Consider the following 17576-nt stretch of genomic DNA (forward strand, 5'->3'; position numbering starts at 1 on the left):
GAAAGCTCTCAGCCGCCTCAGCCGCCGCGCTCGGGCCATCAGGCCTCGGGGCCCGGCTCAGGCCACCCGGGTCGCCCCCACGTAGGGCATCTCGTCCAGAGGTGCCACGCGTACCGGGGCCGAGGGGTTGGGGGCGTGGATCATCTGGCCGTTGCCGATGTAGATGCCCACGTGGCTGATGCCGGAGTAGAAGAAGACGAGGTCGCCGGGGCGGAGTTCGGAGCGGGCGACGCGGGGGCCGGCGTTGATCTGGGAGTAGGTGGTGCGGGGGAGGGAGACGCCGGCGGCGCGGTAGGCGGCCAGGGTGAGGCCGGAGCAGTCGAAGGCGTTGGGGCCGGTGGCGCCCCAGACGTACGGGCTGCCGATCTTGGAGTAGGCGTAGGAGACGGCCGCGGCGGCGCGGGAGTTGGGGGCGTCGGCCGGGGCGGAGACGGGTGAGACCGGGCCGGAGAGGTTGCGCTGGGCCCCGGTGGAGGAGCGCGAGGCGTGCCCTGTGCCGCCGGTCCGGGCGTCGAGGCGGGTGCGGTCCTCGGTGGTGAGTCGGCCGAGCAGCTGCCGGGCGTCGGTCAGTTTGGAGGTGACGGTCTTCTTGTGCCGCTTCAGTTCCGTCTGGCGGGTCTTGAGCGTGCCCAGTTCGACGCGGGCGGCGCCGCGCAGCCGTTCGATCTCCAGCAGTTGCTTCCGCACGCTCGCCACGTCCGCCGAGTGGCGGCTGCCGACGCGCTCGGCGAGGGCCGCGCCCTCCAGGTACTGGTCGGGATCGGCGGAGAGGGCGAGCTGCCAGGAGGGGGCGATGCCGCCGTCCCGGTACTGCGCCGCGGCCACCGAACCGAGTTCGTCCCGGGCCGAGTTGAGCCGTTCGGTGCGGCGGGCGGCCTGATCGCGCAGCTCTTCCAGGTTCTCCTGCGCCTTGTCGGCCTTCTCCTTCGCGCCGTTGTACTTCTCCGTGGCGACCTCGGCCTCTTGGTACAGCTTCGCCACCTTCGCCTTCACCTGCTCAGGTGTGAGCTGGGGATCGGCGTGCCCGGTGCCGTCGAAACCGGTCGCGGTCGCCGCGCCAGCGAGGGCGATCGTCGCGGCCGTGCGGGCCGTGTGGCCGCCGATCGAGCGCTGTCTGGGCTTGCGGTGCGCTGCCACGTGGAGTCCACGTCCTCTCCGTACGACCGCCGTCCGCAGTACGAACATCGTCTGTCCGTACGGACCGCCTGGGGGGAGCGGTTACGCGTCCGGCGGCGGCCCGCACAGGGGGAGCGGGACGCCGCCGGACCTTTCTCGGCGGTGGTGGCCGACTGCCGCCCCTGGCCCGGGCGGCGGTGGGGAGCCGGTCACCTGAGGGAGGACGCTAAACCTGGCTGTGATGGCTCGGTAACGCGTTGTACGGAAGTGGCGCGCACCGATAACGAGGTGACCGTATGTGACCGAGATCCTGGCCTGGAGCCGCCGACTTCACGCTGTGCGATGACCGATGCGGCGATTTCGGACCGGGTGGGGGAGGGACGGTGCTATGGAGCGCATATATGCAAGATCATCGAGGGGTGACGCTCGCTGGTCCCCGCAGCGTTCACCCCCGCCGCCCCCCGCCCCCGCCCCCGGTGCCGGACCGGCTTCGGACCCCTCATTAGGCTCCGCGCATGGACGTTCTCATCCACATCGTCGTCGGCCTGCACATCATCGGCATCGCCTCCCTCCTGGGCGGTTTCCTCACCCAGCTGAAGGCCATGGGGCAGGGCGCGGCCCGTTTCGTCCCCGCCATGCTGCACGGCGCGCTCACCATGCTCGTCACCGGCGTCCTCCTCGTCGGCCTCAACCAGGCCGACGACCAGCCCGTCAACAACATCAAGATCGGCATCAAGCTCGCCCTGCTGATCGTGATCCTCGGCCTGGTCTACGTGAAGCGCGACGAGGAGACGGTGGAGAAGCCGCTCTTCGCCCTGGTCGGCGCGCTGACCACCGTGAACGTCTTCATCGCGGTGCTCTGGACCTGAGGCGAGCCCCTGCGCCGAGCCCGTCGGACGGGCCCGGCCGGGTGTCACGCCGGTCGTACCACGCTGTGGATCGAGGACTCGCCGTCGTAGAAGACCGACTCCTCGCGGACGTACGTGCCCGGCTTGGGGGCGTGGATCATCATGCCGTTGCCGATGTAGAGGCCGACGTGGCCGATGTTGTCGTAGAAGAAGACGAGGTCACCCGGCTTGGCGTCGGCGAGGGGGACGGTGGTGCCCGCCTCGACCTGGTCGTAGGTGGTGCGCGGCAGGTCGACGCCCGCGGCCTTCCAGGCGGCCTGGGTGAGGCCGGAGCAGTCGTAGGAGCCGGGTCCGGTGGCGCCCCAGACGTACGGCTTGCCGATCTGCGCCCGGGCGAAGGCCAGGGCCTTGGTGGCCTTCGCCGCGTAGGTGGAGTCCTCGACCGGGGCGGTGGTCCCGGTGGTGCCCGGCGACGTCTCCGTGCCGCCGGCGGTCCCTGCCTGGGGCTCCTGGGTCTCCTGGGCGGCCGGGGTCTCCTGGCTCGCCTGCGCCGCCTGCTGTCGCGCGAGCTCCTCCGCCTTGCGGTCGGCCTCCTCCTGCTCGCGCTGTTCGATCGCGGCGAGCCGGGCCTTCTCCTGGGCTGTGAGGGTGGAGAGCAGTTCGCGGGCCTCGGCGAGCTTCGCCTGGACCTTGGCCTTGCTGGTCTTGAGGGCGTTCTGTGACTCGGTGAGCTTCTCGAGGCTGTCGCTCGCCTCCCGGCGCTGCTCCGCCGCGTCGGCCTGCTCGGTGACGTACGCGTCGACGGCAACCTTCTGACGGTCCGTCAACCGGTCCATCAGCTGGTTCTGGTCGAAGTAGTCCTGCGGGTTGTCCGCCAGGAGCAGCGAGGCCTGGTCGGGAGTGGCCGCGCCGGTGCGGTACTGGGCCGCCGCGAACGAACCCAGCTCCTCCCGCGCCTCGTTGAGCTTCTCCGTGCGCTTGGCGACGTCGTCGAGGAGGGTGTCGACCTTCTTCTTCTGCTTGGTCGTCCGCTCCTTGGCCGCGTTGTAGTTCTCGGTCGCCGACCCGGCCTGGCGGTAGAGGTCGTCGACCTTCTTCTCGACCTCCTCCAGGCTCGGCCTGTCGTCGGCGGAGGGCGCGGCGGTGGCCGTCTGGGAGAGCAGGGCCACGGAGGTCAGGGCGGCCGTGGCGAGAGCGGGGGTGCGTATGCCCGCGCGCGTCCGGCCGGTCGGACGCGGCTTGCGGTGCGGCGCCATGGTGCGGCGTCTCCTTCCGTTGTCCGCCTACCGAGTTAGCTGTCGGGTTCGGGCGCAAGCTTCGGAAGGTTTGCCCTACGACCCTTGCCGCGAGCGGCGGTCGGGTCGATTCACCCCAGAGGTCGGTGGGTCCCCGGCTCCGGCGCCGGGAGAGGCGTACCGGACTCGGCGGAGGCCGTGCGGCCCGGCGACGTTCGCCGGTTGTGTCGTACGGCCTAAAGAAGAAGCTAGCCAACTCGTGTGGCCCGTGTGAAGGTTGATGTTCGATATGCCCGATACGTTTTCGTGACCTTAGCCTCTTCCACGCGACAGGCGGTACGCTCGATCGCTCACCGTCGTGAGGTGGACGCGGTGAGTGGTGGGTGTGGACTTCCCGGGGCGGCCTCTCGCTGTCAGTGGGGGCGCCTAGACTCGGAGAGCGATGAGCAGCCTCTTTGACGACAGCTTCCTGGCGGACCTCCAGGCCCCCCGCGGCCACGTGGAGGAGCCCCCGCCGCCGCCCGAGGACGATCACGTACCGGAGTCGCTTCCGGACGATCTGTTCGGCGGGAAGTTCGACGTGCCACCGGACCGGGACGAGTACTACAGAGGCGGCGCCCCCCGCCCGGCCATCGACGCGGCGGCCCTCCTGGACGGGCTGAACGAGAACCAGCGCGCGGCCGTGGTGCACGCCGGATCCCCCCTGCTCATCGTCGCCGGCGCCGGCTCCGGCAAGACCCGGGTGCTCACCCACCGCATCGCCCACCTGCTCGGCGAGCGGCACGTCCACCCGGGCCAGATCCTCGCGATCACCTTCACCAACAAGGCCGCCGGTGAGATGAAGGAGCGCGTCGAGCAGCTCGTCGGCCCGCGCGCCAACGCGATGTGGGTCATGACCTTCCACAGCGCGTGCGTCCGGATCCTGCGGCGCGAGTCGAAGAAGCTCGGCTTCACGTCCTCCTTCTCGATCTACGACGCCGCCGACAGCAAGCGGCTGATGGCGCTCGTCTGCCGTGATCTGGACCTCGACCCGAAGCGCTTCCCGCCCAAGTCCTTCAGCGCCAAGATCTCGAACCTGAAGAACGAGCTGATCGACGAGGAGGACTTCGCCGCCCAGGCCGCCGACGGCTTCGAGAAGACCCTCGCCCAGGCCTACGCGCTCTACCAGTCCCGCCTCCGCGAGGCGAACGCACTGGACTTCGACGACCTGATCATGACGACGGTCAATCTGCTGCGCGCCTTCCCGGACGTCGCCGAGCACTACCGCCGTCGCTTCCGCCATGTCCTCGTCGATGAGTACCAGGACACCAACCACGCCCAGTACGCCCTGGTCAGAGAGCTGGTCGGCACCTCCGAGCACCCGGTCGACGTCCCGCCCAACGAGTGGGACGTCCCCCCGGCCGAGCTCTGCGTCGTGGGTGACGCGGACCAGTCGATCTACGCCTTCCGCGGAGCGACCATCCGCAACATCCTCCAGTTCGAGGAGGACTACCCGAACGCGACCACGATCCTGCTGGAGCAGAACTACCGCTCCACGCAGACCATCCTGAGCGCGGCCAACGCGGTCATCGAGCGCAACGAGTCCCGCCGCCCGAAGAACCTGTGGACCAACGCCGGCGCGGGCGCCCAGATCACCGGCTATGTCGCCGACACCGAGCACGACGAGGCCCAGTTCGTCGCCGACGAGATAGACCGCCTGACGGACGCGGGCGACGCGAAGGCCGGCGACGTCGCCGTCTTCTACCGGACGAACGCCCAGTCCCGAGTCTTCGAAGAGGTGTTCATCCGCGTCGGCCTGCCCTACAAGGTCGTCGGCGGCGTCCGCTTCTACGAGCGCAAGGAGGTCAGGGACGTCCTCGCGTATCTGCGGGTCCTGGCCAACCCGGAGGACTCCGTCCCGCTGCGCCGCATCCTCAACGTGCCCAAGCGCGGCATCGGCGACCGCGCCGAGGCGATGATCGACGCCCTGTCCCAGCGCGAGAAGATCAGCTTCCCGCAGGCGCTGAAGCGGGTGGACGAGGCGTACGGCATGGCGGCCCGGTCGACCAACGCGGTCAAGCGGTTCAACACGCTGATGGAGGACCTGCGAACCGTCGTCGAGTCCGGCGCCGGACCGGCCACCGTCCTGGAAGCCGTCCTCGAACGCACCGGCTATCTGGCCGAGTTGCAGGCCTCCACCGACCCCCAGGACGAGACGCGCATCGAAAACCTCCAGGAACTCGCCGCGGTCGCCCTGGAGTTCGAGCAGGAGGCCGGGGCCGGAGAGGGCGAGGCCGAGGCGGCGGGTACGACCTCCGCCGGGCTCTCCGACTTCCTGGAGCGGGTGGCGCTGGTCGCCGACTCCGACCAGATCCCCGACGAGGAGGAGGACGGCTCGGGCGTGATCACGCTCATGACCCTCCACACCGCGAAGGGCCTGGAGTTCCCGGTGGTCTTCCTCACCGGCATGGAGGACGGCGTCTTCCCGCACATGCGCGCCCTCGGCCAGACCAAGGAGCTGGAGGAGGAGCGCCGCCTCGCGTACGTCGGCATCACCCGCGCACGCGAACGGCTCTACCTCACTCGTTCGACGCTGCGCAGCGCCTGGGGGCAGCCCTCGTACAACCCGCCGTCCCGATTCCTGGAGGAGATCCCGGCCTCCCATCTGCAGTGGAAGCGCACAGGCGCCTCCGCGCCGGTGTCCTCGGGGCCGGCGGCCGGCATCGCGGCGTCGCTGTCGTCCTCCCGCTCCCGTTCCTCGGCCCGCGGCGCGTCCGGCTTCGCGACCCGCCGCGGCGACGAGAAGCCGGTGGTCTCCCTCGCCGTGGGCGACCGTGTCACCCACGACCAGTTCGGCCTCGGCACGGTCGTCGGCGTCGGGGGCTCCGGAGCGAACGCGGAGGCGACGATCGACTTCGGCGACACCAAGCCGAAGCGCCTGCTGCTGCGGTACGCGCCGGTGGAGAAGCTGTAGCGGTCGGCCTCGCGCCGCGCACACGACGCGGGCCCCTGCTCGGCAGGGGCCCGGTTCTCGTGTCTGGATGTTGCGCTCGCCCGCCAGGGGCGCCCGCGAGAGGTGACTGTTACGTCGGGTCCAGTCCGTGGCTGCGCAGCCACGGGAGCGGGTCGATGGCGGAGCCGCCCGCCGGGTGGACCTCGAAGTGCAGGTGCGGGCCGGTCGAGTTGCCCGAGTTGCCCGAGTAGGCGATGGTGTCGCCGGCCTTGACCGTCGTACCCGAGGCGACCTTGTACGTGGAGAGGTGGCAGTACCAGGTCTCGGTGCCGTCCTTGGCGGTCACGATGACCATGTTGCCGTAGGCGCTGTTCCACTGGGTGCGCACGGTGCCGTCGGTCGCGGCCATCACCGGAGTGCCGTACGAGACGGGGAAGTCGATGCCGGTGTGCAGGGACATCCAGTTGACGCCGGACTGTCCGTAGTACGCGCTGAGCCCGTGCTTGGCGACCGGCAGCGCGAACTTCGGCCGCAGTCGCTCCTTGCGGGCCGCCTCGGCGGCGGCCTTCTTCTGCTCCAGCTCCTGCTGGGCCTTGAGGTCGATGCGCTCCTGCGTCCGGCTGGCCCGGTCGGCGAAGTCGTCGGCCTCGGCGGAGAGGCTCTCCAGCTGGGTGTCGAGCTGGTTGTTGGCGGTGGACGGTTTCACCGCGGTGGCGTCCGACTTGATCGACGCCGTCGTCTCCGTGTCGTCCGACGTGGCACCGACCGAGGCGGCCGCGATCCCGGCGACTCCCATGACACAGGCCGACGGAACGGCCACGGTCAGCAGGGCGGAACGTTTGGCCGGAGCCTTCCGGCGCGACCGCGATGCCGCGCGGGTGGCCGCCCGGCCGGGGCCCGCGCTGCGGGTGGCCGACGTGGTGACCTCCTCCTCGCCGTCGAGGAGCACCGCGCGGTCCGTGCCGTCGGTCTCGAACTCGCCGTCCGTCGACAGGTGTTCGTCCTGGTCGTACGGGGCGATGTGCTCGAAGGTGGCGGTCGCCTGCTGGTGGAAGTCCGTGGCCTCTGCCGAGAGGTCCACCATGAGGGTCTTCGGGTGGTCGTGCTCGTCGTACGCGTCGGGGGCGCCGGCGGAGTGTTCGTACGACTCGGACGCGCTGCCGCCGTGCTCGTCGCCGACGGGTGTGCCGTCGCCGTTCCACTGGGTGGCGTCGAAGGCGCCCGTGTCGAAGTGCTGGGTGCCGATCCACTGCTGGGTCTGGTCGCCCTGCCCCAACTGGTCCGCGTCGTCGGACTGTTCGGGCCGCAGCCAGCCGCTCGCGTCCCACTGGCCGCTCGCGTCGGGGCCCGTCGACTGGGTCGGAACCTGGGAGAGGTGCTCGTAACCGGACGACCAGGACGTGGTGTCGTAGCTGCCCGTGTCGTACGCGGCCTGGTGCTGTGCGGCGTACGGGTCGTAGTTCAGCGTCTGGTGGCTGCCCGTCGACCACTGGGTGGCGTCGTAGGAGCCGGTGCCGCTGTCGTGGCCCGGCATGTCGCCGAAGAGGGGGTCGACCGCGAAGGTGCCCGTGGCGTTCGCCGTGTTCGCGTGGGAGCCGGTTTCAAAACCGGTGGCGGGGTAATCGGCGTACGTGGTGAAGTCGCCGTAGCCGGCTTCCTGGTGGCCGTACGACGCGTAGTGCGCCGGGTCGGCTTCAGAAGCCGGAGTCGGGGGTGTTGCGGTCCCCGACGGGTGACGATCGTTCACCAACTTCTCTTTCGCCTCGACGACAGGGGCTGGCAGAGCAGTGCGGTGACTGTACCCGGCGGTATGCGGGCGCGACAATCTTCAACGGGTTTCACGCGCGCAGGAAACGGGCATTCGAGCGTCTTTCGGCGGTCTGTGGGCACGACTTTGGCCTGGCGTTCGAAGGTTGTTCGATAGTCGATCGCTGTGTGCGGCATGTGGGACGCCCGTGGCGACCGGGCTGAGACGTTTCGGCGGGTGGTCGCGGGTCCGGCGTGGGGCGCGTAGGTGCCGTCGGGAAGGGTGTCGCGAATCGGGCGCGCGGCGGGGGCGCGTGGGTGTGCGCCGTGTTTGCCGCCTTACGTCCTGGTTTCGCCGCCATGTGGCGAGCGTCACTGTCCCTGGTGGCGAGGGTTCCTGTGTCGGGGCCGGGGCCGGGGCCGGGGCTGTGGGTTGTGGGTTGTGGGTTGTGGGTTGTGGGCTCAGGCCACTGTGAGGCCGCCGGGGCGGGCGGTGGTGCGGGTGCCCGTCCGTGAGGTGTCGAGGGCCTCCCGTATTCCGGTGGCGACTGCGGGGTGCACGGGCAGGGCGAGGTGGCCGATCCCGGTGACCCTGATGTTCTGCGCCATCAGGTCCGGGTGATCGACACAGGCGCTCTCCAGTGGGGCCATCACATGGTCGAAATCGCTCCAGAACGCCACGAAGTGCGTACGGCAGCCCGGCGCCGGCTCTCGCAGTTCCTCCAGCACCTCCGAACCCGGCCGCATCTGCCGGACGATCGGGTGGGCGTCCGCCAGTGGCACGGCCCGGGTGCCGCCGTGCGGGGTGCCGAGCGTGACGAGCGTGCGGATGCGGTGGTCACCGCCCAGCCGCTGCACGTAGTACCGGGCTATCAGCCCACCGAGGCTGTGGCCGACGATGTCCACCCGCTCCTGGCCCGTGCGCTCGCAGATCTCCTCGATGTGCCGGCCGAGCAGGTCGGCGGCCGCGCGGATGTCGCAGGTGAGGGGCGAGTAGTTGAGCGACTCGAGGTGTCGGCCGCCGTGCTGCGCGAGGGCGCGGCGCAGCAGGACGAAGACCGAGCGGTTGTCGATGAAGCCGTGCAGCAGGACGACCGGGGGTTTTTCCTCGGTGGGGAGCCGGGGCGCGTCGGACGGGGGGAGCGTGGGCGTGGCCCTCCGCTCCTGCGTCATCCCGGACGGATAGAGCAGCAGATGGCCCGCGAGGATCGCCAACTCCAGGGCGGTCGCCTTGAGAAGAGCCACGGACAGGCCTGTCAGCCGGGTCGGCAGAAACCGCTCGCAGAGCGGAACAAGGGGCGCTACCGCCCTGGTGACCTTCATGCCCGACCTCCCGTCGGCAGACGGGTGGACGCCTCTGTCCCCCGTGTGCCCTAGTGGAGAGACCGACGGTGCGGGTGGCGGACGGCGGGTGCGATGCGACGTGACGCGGTGCGTGTGGCATGCGTGACGTGCGGTGCGTGTGTGACGTGTGAGGCGTCGATCACGCGACGAGGGGTCCTGACCCTGACTCCCCGCTGCCCTGCCCTCTGCCGTCCGCGGGTGCCGATCCTGTCCGCCGCCGTGGCCTCCCGCGGGCGGTGGGTCGGTGCGGCCCCTTCCGACGACTCTCCTTGCGCATGCCTCCTCGTGGCGCGCACGCCACGGGGGCCCTGGGCGGGCGGCCCGGAAACGCTCCGGATGCCGCGATCACCTCCGTGATCACCTCGGTCCCCGCGACGCGTGAGCCGCGGAATCCGGGAGCAGTGCGCGGCGAACGTGTCCCACCGAGTGATTTCCCCCTCGCTCTCCAGTGCGAAACTGCCGGTTGCGGGATCCTGAAGATAACGTTCGTTCACTTCCCCGGGTAGGTGTTCCATGGACCTGGGACCGTGATGTGAGCGGTTCGCCTGGATCGCCTGGTTCGCGTGCCAGTGTCGGCCGTGTTCCGTCATCGGTGGGTGTAGTCGTTTCATGGAGGCAGTGATGGGTGTGGCAGCCGGTCCGATCCGCGTGGTGGTGGCCAAGCCGGGGCTCGACGGCCACGATCGCGGGGCCAAGGTGATCGCGCGGGCGCTGCGCGACGCCGGTATGGAGGTCATCTACACCGGGCTCCACCAGACCCCCGAGCAGATCGTCGGCACGGCGATCCAGGAGGACGCCGACGCGATCGGCCTCTCCATCCTCTCCGGCGCCCACAACACGCTCTTCGCGGCCGTCATCGAACTTCTCAAGGAGCGCGACGCCGAGGACATCCTCGTCTTCGGCGGCGGCATCATCCCCGAGGCGGACATCGCGCCGCTGAAGGAGAAGGGGGTTGCCGAGATCTTCACTCCGGGGGCTACGACGGCGTCGATCGTGGAGTGGGTGCGGGCGAATGTGAGGCAGCCGGCCGGGGCGTGAGGGTGGCGGCGTGCGTGGTCGGGTGCGGGTCCGGTGGGGCTTCTCGCGCAGTTCCCCGCGCCCCTGAAAAGCCAAGCAGGGGCTACGCCCCGCTTCGCTTTTCAGGCCCGCCGCCGGGCACTTCTCAAGGCCGCGGGTGCCTGGTCTTTTAGGGGCGCGGGGAACTGCGCGACCAGCCCCCACTCACCCGCACCCGACCACGCGCCCAGCCCCCGGTCCTGGTCCTAGTCGACGGTCCCCTCCACCCGTGCCAGCTCCGCTCTCATCGTCGCTCGGAGGCGCAGCGTCGTCGTCAGGCGCTGGAACGCCTCGGCCCAGTAACCGCCCGCCCCCGGCGCCGCATCCTCCGTGTCCTCCGGCGTGGCCGTCAGCGGTTCGAGACGCACCGACTCCGCCGGGTCCAGGCACCGTTCCGCCAGCCCCATCACACCGCTGAAGCTCCAGGGATAACTGCCGGCGTCACGGGCGATGTTGAGCGCGTCCACCACGGCCCGCCCCAGCGGCGGAGCCCACGGCACCGCGCACACCCCGAGCAGTTGGAACGCCTCCGACAAGCCGTGCGTGGCGATGAACCCCGCCACCCACTCGGCCCGTTCCCCGCTCTCCAAGGTCGCCAGCAGCTTCGCCCGCTCGGCCAGCGACACCGCGCCCGGCCCACCGGCCTCCGGTGTGGACGGCGCCCCCAGCAACGCCCGCGACCACCCCGGGTCCCGCTGCCGCACGGCCGCCCGGCACCACGCCCCGTGCAGTTCGCTCCGCCAGTCGTCCGCGACCGGCAACGCCACGATCTCCTCCGGCGTACGCCCCCCGAACCGCCGCGACCAGGCCCCGAGCGGTGCCGCCTCGACCAGTTGCCCCAGCCACCACGACCGTTCACCCCGGCCCGCCGGGGCCTTGGGCAGCACACCGTCGCGCTCCATGCCGGGGTCGCACTCGTGCGGGGCCTCCACCACGATCGTGGGCGTCCCGGAGGCCGTGGACGCGCTGCCGGTGTGATCGACGGCCACACACCCGGTCGCCCGCTTCGCCATCCTCCGCGCGAGCGCCGAGTCCGGGAGCGCGGACAGCAACTCCGCCGCCGTGGCCCGCACGTTCCGGCTGCGGTCGGCCAACGCGGCTTCCAAGAAGGGTTCGTCCGCCGCCTCCAGGCCCGTGCGGAGCGTGTCGAGGAACATGAGCCGGTCCTCGGCCCGCTCCGTCGACCACGTGGACGAGAGCACCTCACGTGCCGAGGCGGCATCCCGCGCCCGTACCGCCGTGAGCAGGGCGACGCGCTCCGCGAACAGGCCTTCCTGCCAGAGCTGTCGGACCCGTTCGGGCTCGTCCGGGCCGGGGAGCGACGCGCCACCGCCGGGCGCCGCGCGCAGCGCGAAACGCCAGTCGGGGTTCAGCCGGGCCAGCCACAGGGCCCGCGGGCCCGCGAAGGCCAGCACGGCGGGACGCAGATCCGTACGGCCGCGGGCCGCGTCCAGCAGGGCGGGCAGGGCCTCCGGAGGCGCCGCGTATCCGTGGGTGTTGGCCAAGGCCAGCCACTGGGGGAGGAGTTCCATCAGGTCGGGCGCCGCGCCCCGGCGGCCGCCACCGGTGCCGGGGCGGTCGGTCAGCAGCGTCGTCAGCCGCCGCGTCGCTGCCGGTGGCAGGGGCGGACGCGGGTCGGGAGCCGCCGGTGCGGGCCGCGCCGCCGCCCGCACCGGCCGTATCCCCGCCCTGCGCCGTACGGTCGCCACGGCCGCCGTGTCCAACAGCGCAACCGGTGCCTCCCGCCCCGACACGGCCCCCGGTGGCGTACGCCGGTCCGTGCCGAGCAACGCGGTGGTGACCAACTCCTCCCAGGCGAGCGCAGACGTGGCCGCTGTGGGGGAGGGGTCGCCAGTGGTGCCGGTCATGTGGGGTCCTTCCGTGCGGCGACGGTTGGGTGAAGCCGAAGGGGTGAGGCGGGGCCGAGGAAGAGGAGGGGCACGACGACTCCGCCGTCGGCACTGTCGTTGCCTGGCGCCGTGGTCTCGTTCGGCTGGTGGCCGTCTCGTCTCAACACAGTGGCACCGCCTGCCCGGTGGGTTCCTGGGCGTTCGTTCCCTCGGCGGCCCAGGCCGTCAGTGGTGTGAAGCCGTGGTGGCCGCACTCGCCGAAGACCGTGAGAGGTGCCCCGCCGGAGAGCGCGACGAGTCGCCAGAGGCCGGGGCGGGAGCGGGCGGATGAGGTGAGGGGAAGGGCGAGATCGCTGTCGGCGTCGACGAGTTGCCAGGAGTCGCCGTCCGTGGCGGGTATGACACGGGTGAGCGTGACCGGGTACGAGTCGAGCCAGGGGTCGTCCTGGAGGGCCGTGCCGTACCGGGCCGCCGCTTCGGACGGGGTGATGCCCGGCGGTCGTACGGACGAGGGCTCCGGCGCCGTGAAGCGCTCGCCCAGGGCCGCCCGCAGTTGTCCCCCGCCCGGGTACGCCGCGACCTCCGCCTCGAAGGCCAGCCCCACGGGGAGCGACAGCTCGGGGGCGCGACCGGCGGCTCCGTAGGAGAGGAGCAGCGCCGTACGGCCCGACCCCGTGCCGTACAGCCAGATGCGGCGGGTGGTGAGACGGGAGTCGGAGGTGTCGTACTGGGCGAGCGTGAGCCAGCGGTCGTGAACCGGGGGGCCGTCCGGGGAGCCCGACAGGCCGACACGGGAGCGGACCGTGGCCGCGAGGCCCTCCGGGAGGCGTGCGCGGCGCAGCCAGCCCTGATCCAGCAGATGGAGGAGCGCGCACTCCTCCAGGAGGCGGACCGGCCAGCCCGGGCCCGAGCCCGGTATCGCACCCAACTCCCGCACCCGAGCCGCCAGTCCGGGCGCCTGGGCGTCGACCATACGGGCCGCCGTCTCCTCCCAGAGCGCGTATCCCGCCTGTTCCGCGGCGGCCAGGCCGCCGCGGAACAGGTCGGTCAGGCGCTGTTCGAGCTCCGCCGCGCCCGCGGTGATCCGGTCGGCGCGCCGCTCGGCTCGGCGACGCGCCGCCTCGGGGTCAGCGGACGTGGCCCCAGATGCCGCGTCCGTCCTCGTCGTCCTCTCCGCTGCGCGTGTGCGGCGGCCGGCAAGCCACTGCTCCGCCCAGTCCGGCGCCTGCCCAGGAGGCACCGCGGTGTCGTCGCCCGCCCAGAGCAGGAGCAGTCCCAGCGCATGCTTGCACGGGAACTTCCTGCTCGGACAACTGCACTTGTAGGCGGGCCCGGTGGAGTCCGCGACGTCGATCACTGTTTGATACGGCTTGCTGCCACTGCCTTTGCATAGTCCCCACACCGTCCCCTCGTCCGAAGTACCCGCCGCCGACCAAGGTCCGGCCACGGCGAGTTTGCTTCCGGCTTTGCGCGACGCTGCGTCAGGTGCCAATGCCAGCACCTGCTCAGCCGTCCAGCGCACCCCCTGCTGAGTCATGTTCTGAAGGTAGATCCCACCACTGACAATTGGCTTGCGCGATCCAATTTCCCCAGGTCAGACTGGATTGTCAGTGGCGTGGTGCAGTGTGGTCAGCAGATCCGAACCGGCCGAGCTGGAGGGGGACTCAGCCATGCCTGCGTCTGCTGGAACGACCACTGTCGACCCGAGCCACGACCAGTCCGCGCCCGCGAACACGCACACGAGCGCGCACCCGGACACGCGGGGGGGCGCGCACACGGACGCCCGCCCGGACACCCGTTCGGACGGCGTGGTGCTGCGGGCGCACGCCGAGCACGCCTACGCCCATGAACTCGCCGCGCTGGCCGCCCAGGACGACCGGCCCAGGCCGGCCCGCTGGAAGCTCTCGCCGTGGGCCGTCGCCACCTATCTGCTCGGCGGGACCCTGCCGGACGGCACGGTGATCACACCGAAGTACGTCGGACCGCGCCGCATCGTCGAGGTGGCCGTCACCACGCTCGCCACCGACCGCGCGCTGCTCCTGCTGGGCGTGCCCGGGACCGCCAAGACGTGGGTGTCCGAACACCTGGCGGCGGCCGTCAGCGGCGACTCCACGCTGCTCGTGCAGGGCACGGCGGGCACACCGGAGGAGGCGATCCGGTACGGCTGGAACTACGCGCAGCTGCTCGCCCACGGCCCGAGCCGCGACGCCCTCGTGCCCAGCCCCGTCATGCGGGCCATGGCGGAGGGCATGACGGCACGCGTCGAGGAGCTGACCCGGATCCCGGCCGACGTCCAGGACACGCTGATCACGATCCTGTCCGAGAAGACGTTGCCGATACCGGAGTTGGGGCAGGAGGTGCAGGCCGTCCGCGGCTTCAACCTCATCGCCACGGCCAACGACCGCGACCGTGGGGTGAACGACCTGTCGAGCGCCCTGCGCCGCCGCTTCAACACCGTGGTGCTGCCGTTGCCGGAGAGTGCCGACGCCGAGGTCGACATCGTCTCGCGCCGTGTCGACCAGATCGGCCGGTCCCTCGACCTGCCGGCCGTGCCCGACGGCGTCGACGAGATCCGCCGCGTCGTCACGGTCTTCCGTGAGCTGCGCGACGGCGTCACGACGGACGGCCGGACGAAGCTGAAGTCGCCCAGCGGCACGCTGTCCACCGCCGAGGCGATCTCCGTCGTCACGAACGGGCTCGCCCTCGCCGCGCACTTCGGGGACGGCGTCCTGCGGCCCTCCGACGTCGCCGCGGGCATCCTCGGCGCCGTCGTCCGCGATCCCGCCGCCGACCGCGTCATCTGGCAGGAGTACCTGGAGGCCGTCGTTCGCGAGCGCGAGGGCTGGACCGACTTCTACCGCGCCTGCCGGGAGGTGAGCGTGTGAGCGAGCGGGGGGTGACCGCGGCGACGGGTGCCGGTGGCGAGGCTGGGCCCCGGGGCGGCGCGGTCCGGGCACGCGGTGGTGGGCCCTTGCTGTTGGGGGTGCGGCATCACGGGCCGGGGTCGGCCCGGGCGGTGCGGGCCGTGTTGGACGCGGCTCGGCCCCGGGCGGTGTTGATCGAGGGGCCGCCGGAGGCGGACGCGCTGATTCCGCTGGCGGCCGAGGAGGACATGCGGCCCCCGGTCGCGCTCCTCGCCCACGCGGTCGACGAGCCCGGTCGGTCCTCCTTCTGGCCCTTCGCCGAGTTCTCCCCGGAGTGGGTGGCCATCCGCTGGGCCCTCGCCCACGGGGTACCGGCCCGCTTCATCGACCTGCCGGCCGCGCACTCACTGGCCCGGACGCGCGAGGAGGACGCAGACGCCGAGCCGGGAGAGACCCCGCCGCCGGAGGAGGAACCGCTCCGGGGCGACCCGCTCGCCGCGCTCGCCGAGGCCGCCGGGTACGACGACGCCGAGCGGTGGTGGGAGGACGTGGTCGAACACCGGGGGACAGGCGGGGACGTCTTCGCACCGTTCACCGTGCTGGAGGAGGCCATGGGGGCGCTCCGGGAGGCGTACGGCACCGGGGGACGGGACCAGGACCTGGTGCGTGAGGCGTACATGCGCTTGCAGATCCGGGCCGCGCAGAAGGAGTTCGGGGACGACGGTGTGGCCGTCGTGTGCGGGGCCTGGCACGTGCCGGCGCTGCGCCAGAAGCGGCCCGTGGCCGCCGACCGGGCGTTGCTGAAGGGGCTGCCCAAGGTCAAGGCCGACATGACCTGGGTGCCGTGGACGAACCGGCGACTGGCCCGGGCCGGCGGTTATGGCGCGGGCATCGACTCGCCGGGCTGGTACGGACACCTGTTCGGCGCGCCCGACCGTCCCGTGGAGCGTTGGCTCACCAAGGTGGCGGGCCTGCTGCGTGCGGAGGACCGGATCGTCTCCTCCGCGCACGTCATCGAGGCGGTACGGCTGGCCGAGACGCTCGCCGCGATGCGCGGGCGCCCGCTGCCCGGCCTGACCGAGACCACCGACGCCGTACGAGCGGTGATGTGCGACGGCTCGGACGTACCGCTGTCGCTGGTGCGGGACCGGCTGGTGGTCGGGGAGGTCCTGGGGGAGGTGCCGGAGTCCGCGCCGGCGGTGCCGTTGCAGCGGGACCTCACCCGGCTCCAGCGGCGGGTGCGGCTCAAGCCGGAGGCGCTGGAGCGGGAGTTGGAGCTCGACCTGCGCAAGGACAACGACGCGGAGCGCAGCCGGCTGCTGCACCGGCTGCGGCTGCTCGGCGTCTCCTGGGGCGAGCCGACCACCTCGCGCGGCAGCACGGGCACGTTCCGGGAGACCTGGCGGCTGCGCTGGGAGCCCGAGCTGTCCCTGCGCGTCGCCGAAGCCGGGGTCTGGGGGACCACCGTGCTCGCCGCGACGACCGCGAAGGCCGAGGCGGACGCCGTGACGGCCCGCTCCCTCGCCGACATCACCGGCCTCGCCGAGCACTGCCTCCTCGCCGAACTCCCGGACGCCCTGCCCGTGGTGATGCGTGTCCTCGCCGACCGCGCCGCCCTCGACGCCGACGTCGGCCACCTCGCCCAGGCGCTCCCGGCACTCGTCCGCTCCCTCCGCTACGGCGATGTGCGCGCCACCGACACGCGGGCGCTGGCCGAGGTCGCCGCGGGGCTCGCGGAGCGCGTCTTCGTCGGCCTGCCACCCGCGTGCGCCGCGCTCGACGCGGAGGCGGCCCAGGAGATGCGCCGCCATGTCGACGCCGTGCACGGGGCGGTGGGGCTCCTGGCCGACGCCGTGCCGGGGGAGCGAGCGGCACGGGACGAGGCCGCGCAGGGCGAACGGGTCGTACGGGACGAGGCCGTGCAGGGCGAACCGGCGGTACGGGACGGCGCCGTGCAGGGCGAACGGGCCGTACGGGGCGTCGGCCTGCGGCCCCGATGGCACTCGGTGCTCCATGTCCTGTCGGTCCGGGACACGGTGCCCGGTGTCGTCCGGGGGCGCGCCGTACGACTCCTGCTGGACGACGGGGAGTTGGCGCAGGACGAGGCGGCCCGGCTCATGGGGCTCGTGCTCTCGCCGGGTACGGCACCGGCCGACGCGGCGTCCTGGATCGAGGGCTTCGTCGGCGGAGGCTCCGGCGGCGGGATGCTGCTCGTCCACGACGAACGGCTCCTGGGCCTGGTGGACGCCTGGCTCACCGGGGTGCCGGCGGACGCGTTCACGGACGTACTGCCCTTGCTGCGCCGGACGTTCTCGGCGTACGAGCCGGGGGTGCGCCGCACACTCGGCGAGCTGGTCCGCCGCGGCCCCGGCCGACGGACGAGCGTGACGGCCGGAGGTGGCGGCATACCGGGCTTCGCCGACGAACTCGACGGCCACCGCGCGGACGCGGTGCTGCCGGTGGTGCGACTGCTGCTGGGCCTGGACGACGACCGCGAGGGCGCTCAGGCGGACCTCGGCGGCCGGGTGGACGCCGGGCAGGAGAAGACCGGTGACAACGACCTTGTGGGGGTGGCGGGATGACGA

General features: G+C 72.0%; 11 protein-coding genes and 1 riboswitch. Of the genes, 5 read left to right on the forward strand and 6 right to left on the reverse strand.

Features of this window, described 5'->3' with window-relative positions; translation table 11 throughout:
- Positions 1 to 57: 57 nt before the first annotated feature.
- A complete protein-coding gene (locus L3078_RS28645) occupies positions 58 to 1137 on the reverse strand; it encodes a C40 family peptidase (RefSeq protein ID WP_239756795.1) in 1080 nt (359 codons plus the stop codon).
- Positions 1138 to 1631: 494 nt separating this feature from the next.
- Here L3078_RS28645 and L3078_RS28650 point away from each other — a divergent pair, with 494 nt between their 5' ends.
- Entirely contained in the window at positions 1632 to 1985 is a 354-nt protein-coding gene (locus tag L3078_RS28650; protein WP_239756796.1) for a hypothetical protein, read from the forward strand.
- A gap of 44 nt (positions 1986 to 2029) precedes the next feature.
- Here L3078_RS28650 and L3078_RS28655 read toward each other — a convergent pair whose 3' ends face one another.
- Positions 2030 to 3220 (reverse strand): C40 family peptidase, encoded by a 1191-nt coding sequence (locus L3078_RS28655; protein WP_239756797.1) that lies wholly within the window; start codon positions 3218 to 3220, stop codon positions 2030 to 2032.
- Between the two features lie 9 nt (positions 3221 to 3229).
- A riboswitch (cyclic di-AMP (ydaO/yuaA leader) is annotated at positions 3230 to 3387 on the reverse strand.
- A gap of 254 nt (positions 3388 to 3641) precedes the next feature.
- Here L3078_RS28655 and pcrA point away from each other — a divergent pair.
- Positions 3642 to 6152 carry a DNA helicase PcrA gene (gene pcrA, locus L3078_RS28660; protein ID WP_239756798.1) on the forward strand — a complete coding sequence of 837 codons (2511 nt, stop codon included), beginning with the start codon at positions 3642 to 3644 and terminating at the stop codon, positions 6150 to 6152.
- 109 nt (positions 6153 to 6261) lie between these two features.
- Here the strand turns inward: pcrA and L3078_RS28665 are convergent, their stop codons facing one another.
- Both L3078_RS28665 and L3078_RS28670 read right to left on the reverse strand, forming a co-directional pair.
- Complete coding sequence (locus L3078_RS28665) at positions 6262 to 7878, reverse strand: M23 family metallopeptidase (RefSeq protein WP_239756799.1); 1617 nt, start codon at positions 7876 to 7878, stop codon at positions 6262 to 6264.
- Between the two features lie 461 nt (positions 7879 to 8339).
- Positions 8340 to 9200, reverse strand: coding sequence for a lipase family alpha/beta hydrolase (locus L3078_RS28670; RefSeq protein ID WP_239756800.1), 861 nt, complete (start codon positions 9198 to 9200; stop codon positions 8340 to 8342).
- Between the two features lie 642 nt (positions 9201 to 9842).
- Here L3078_RS28670 and L3078_RS28675 point away from each other — a divergent pair.
- Complete coding sequence (locus tag L3078_RS28675) at positions 9843 to 10259, forward strand: coenzyme B12-dependent isobutyryl CoA mutase small subunit (protein ID WP_239756801.1); 417 nt, start codon at positions 9843 to 9845, stop codon at positions 10257 to 10259.
- Positions 10260 to 10483: 224 nt separating this feature from the next.
- Here L3078_RS28675 and L3078_RS28680 read toward each other — a convergent pair whose 3' ends face one another.
- A complete protein-coding gene (locus L3078_RS28680; protein ID WP_239756802.1) occupies positions 10484 to 12145 on the reverse strand; it encodes a DUF5691 domain-containing protein in 1662 nt (553 codons plus the stop codon).
- Positions 12146 to 12287: 142 nt separating this feature from the next.
- Positions 12288 to 13664, reverse strand: a complete 1377-nt coding sequence (locus L3078_RS28685) for an SWIM zinc finger family protein (RefSeq protein ID WP_239756803.1) — start codon at positions 13662 to 13664, stop codon at positions 12288 to 12290.
- A 274-nt stretch (positions 13665 to 13938) separates the two neighbouring features.
- Between L3078_RS28685 and L3078_RS28690 the strand changes: the two genes are divergently transcribed.
- Positions 13939 to 15012 carry an ATP-binding protein gene (locus L3078_RS28690; RefSeq protein WP_392313679.1) on the forward strand — a complete coding sequence of 358 codons (1074 nt, stop codon included), beginning with the start codon at positions 13939 to 13941 and terminating at the stop codon, positions 15010 to 15012.
- Positions 15009 to 17573: a DUF5682 family protein gene (locus L3078_RS28695; protein ID WP_420864112.1), complete on the forward strand. Its 2565-nt coding sequence runs from the start codon at positions 15009 to 15011 to the stop codon at positions 17571 to 17573. The genes L3078_RS28690 and L3078_RS28695 overlap by 4 nt, the downstream gene beginning before the upstream one ends.
- Positions 17574 to 17576 lie beyond the last annotated feature (3 nt).

This window comes from Streptomyces deccanensis (assembly GCF_022385335.1).
Lineage (GTDB): Bacteria > Actinomycetota > Actinomycetes > Streptomycetales > Streptomycetaceae > Streptomyces > Streptomyces deccanensis.

Excerpts from the sequence above, each read along its gene's own strand:
- L3078_RS28650 (WP_239756796.1), top strand. The coding sequence starts at position 1,632 with ATGGACGTTCTCATCCACATCGTCGTCGGCCTGCACATCATCGGCATC.
- L3078_RS28655 (WP_239756797.1), bottom strand. The coding sequence starts at position 3,220 with ATGGCGCCGCACCGCAAGCCGCGTCCGACCGGCCGGACGCGCGCGGGC.
- pcrA (WP_239756798.1), top strand. The coding sequence starts at position 3,642 with ATGAGCAGCCTCTTTGACGACAGCTTCCTGGCGGACCTCCAGGCCCCC.
- L3078_RS28670 (WP_239756800.1), bottom strand. The coding sequence starts at position 9,200 with ATGAAGGTCACCAGGGCGGTAGCGCCCCTTGTTCCGCTCTGCGAGCGG.
- L3078_RS28675 (WP_239756801.1), top strand. The coding sequence starts at position 9,843 with ATGGGTGTGGCAGCCGGTCCGATCCGCGTGGTGGTGGCCAAGCCGGGG.
- L3078_RS28680 (WP_239756802.1), bottom strand. The coding sequence starts at position 12,145 with ATGACCGGCACCACTGGCGACCCCTCCCCCACAGCGGCCACGTCTGCG.
- L3078_RS28685 (WP_239756803.1), bottom strand. The coding sequence starts at position 13,664 with ATGACTCAGCAGGGGGTGCGCTGGACGGCTGAGCAGGTGCTGGCATTG.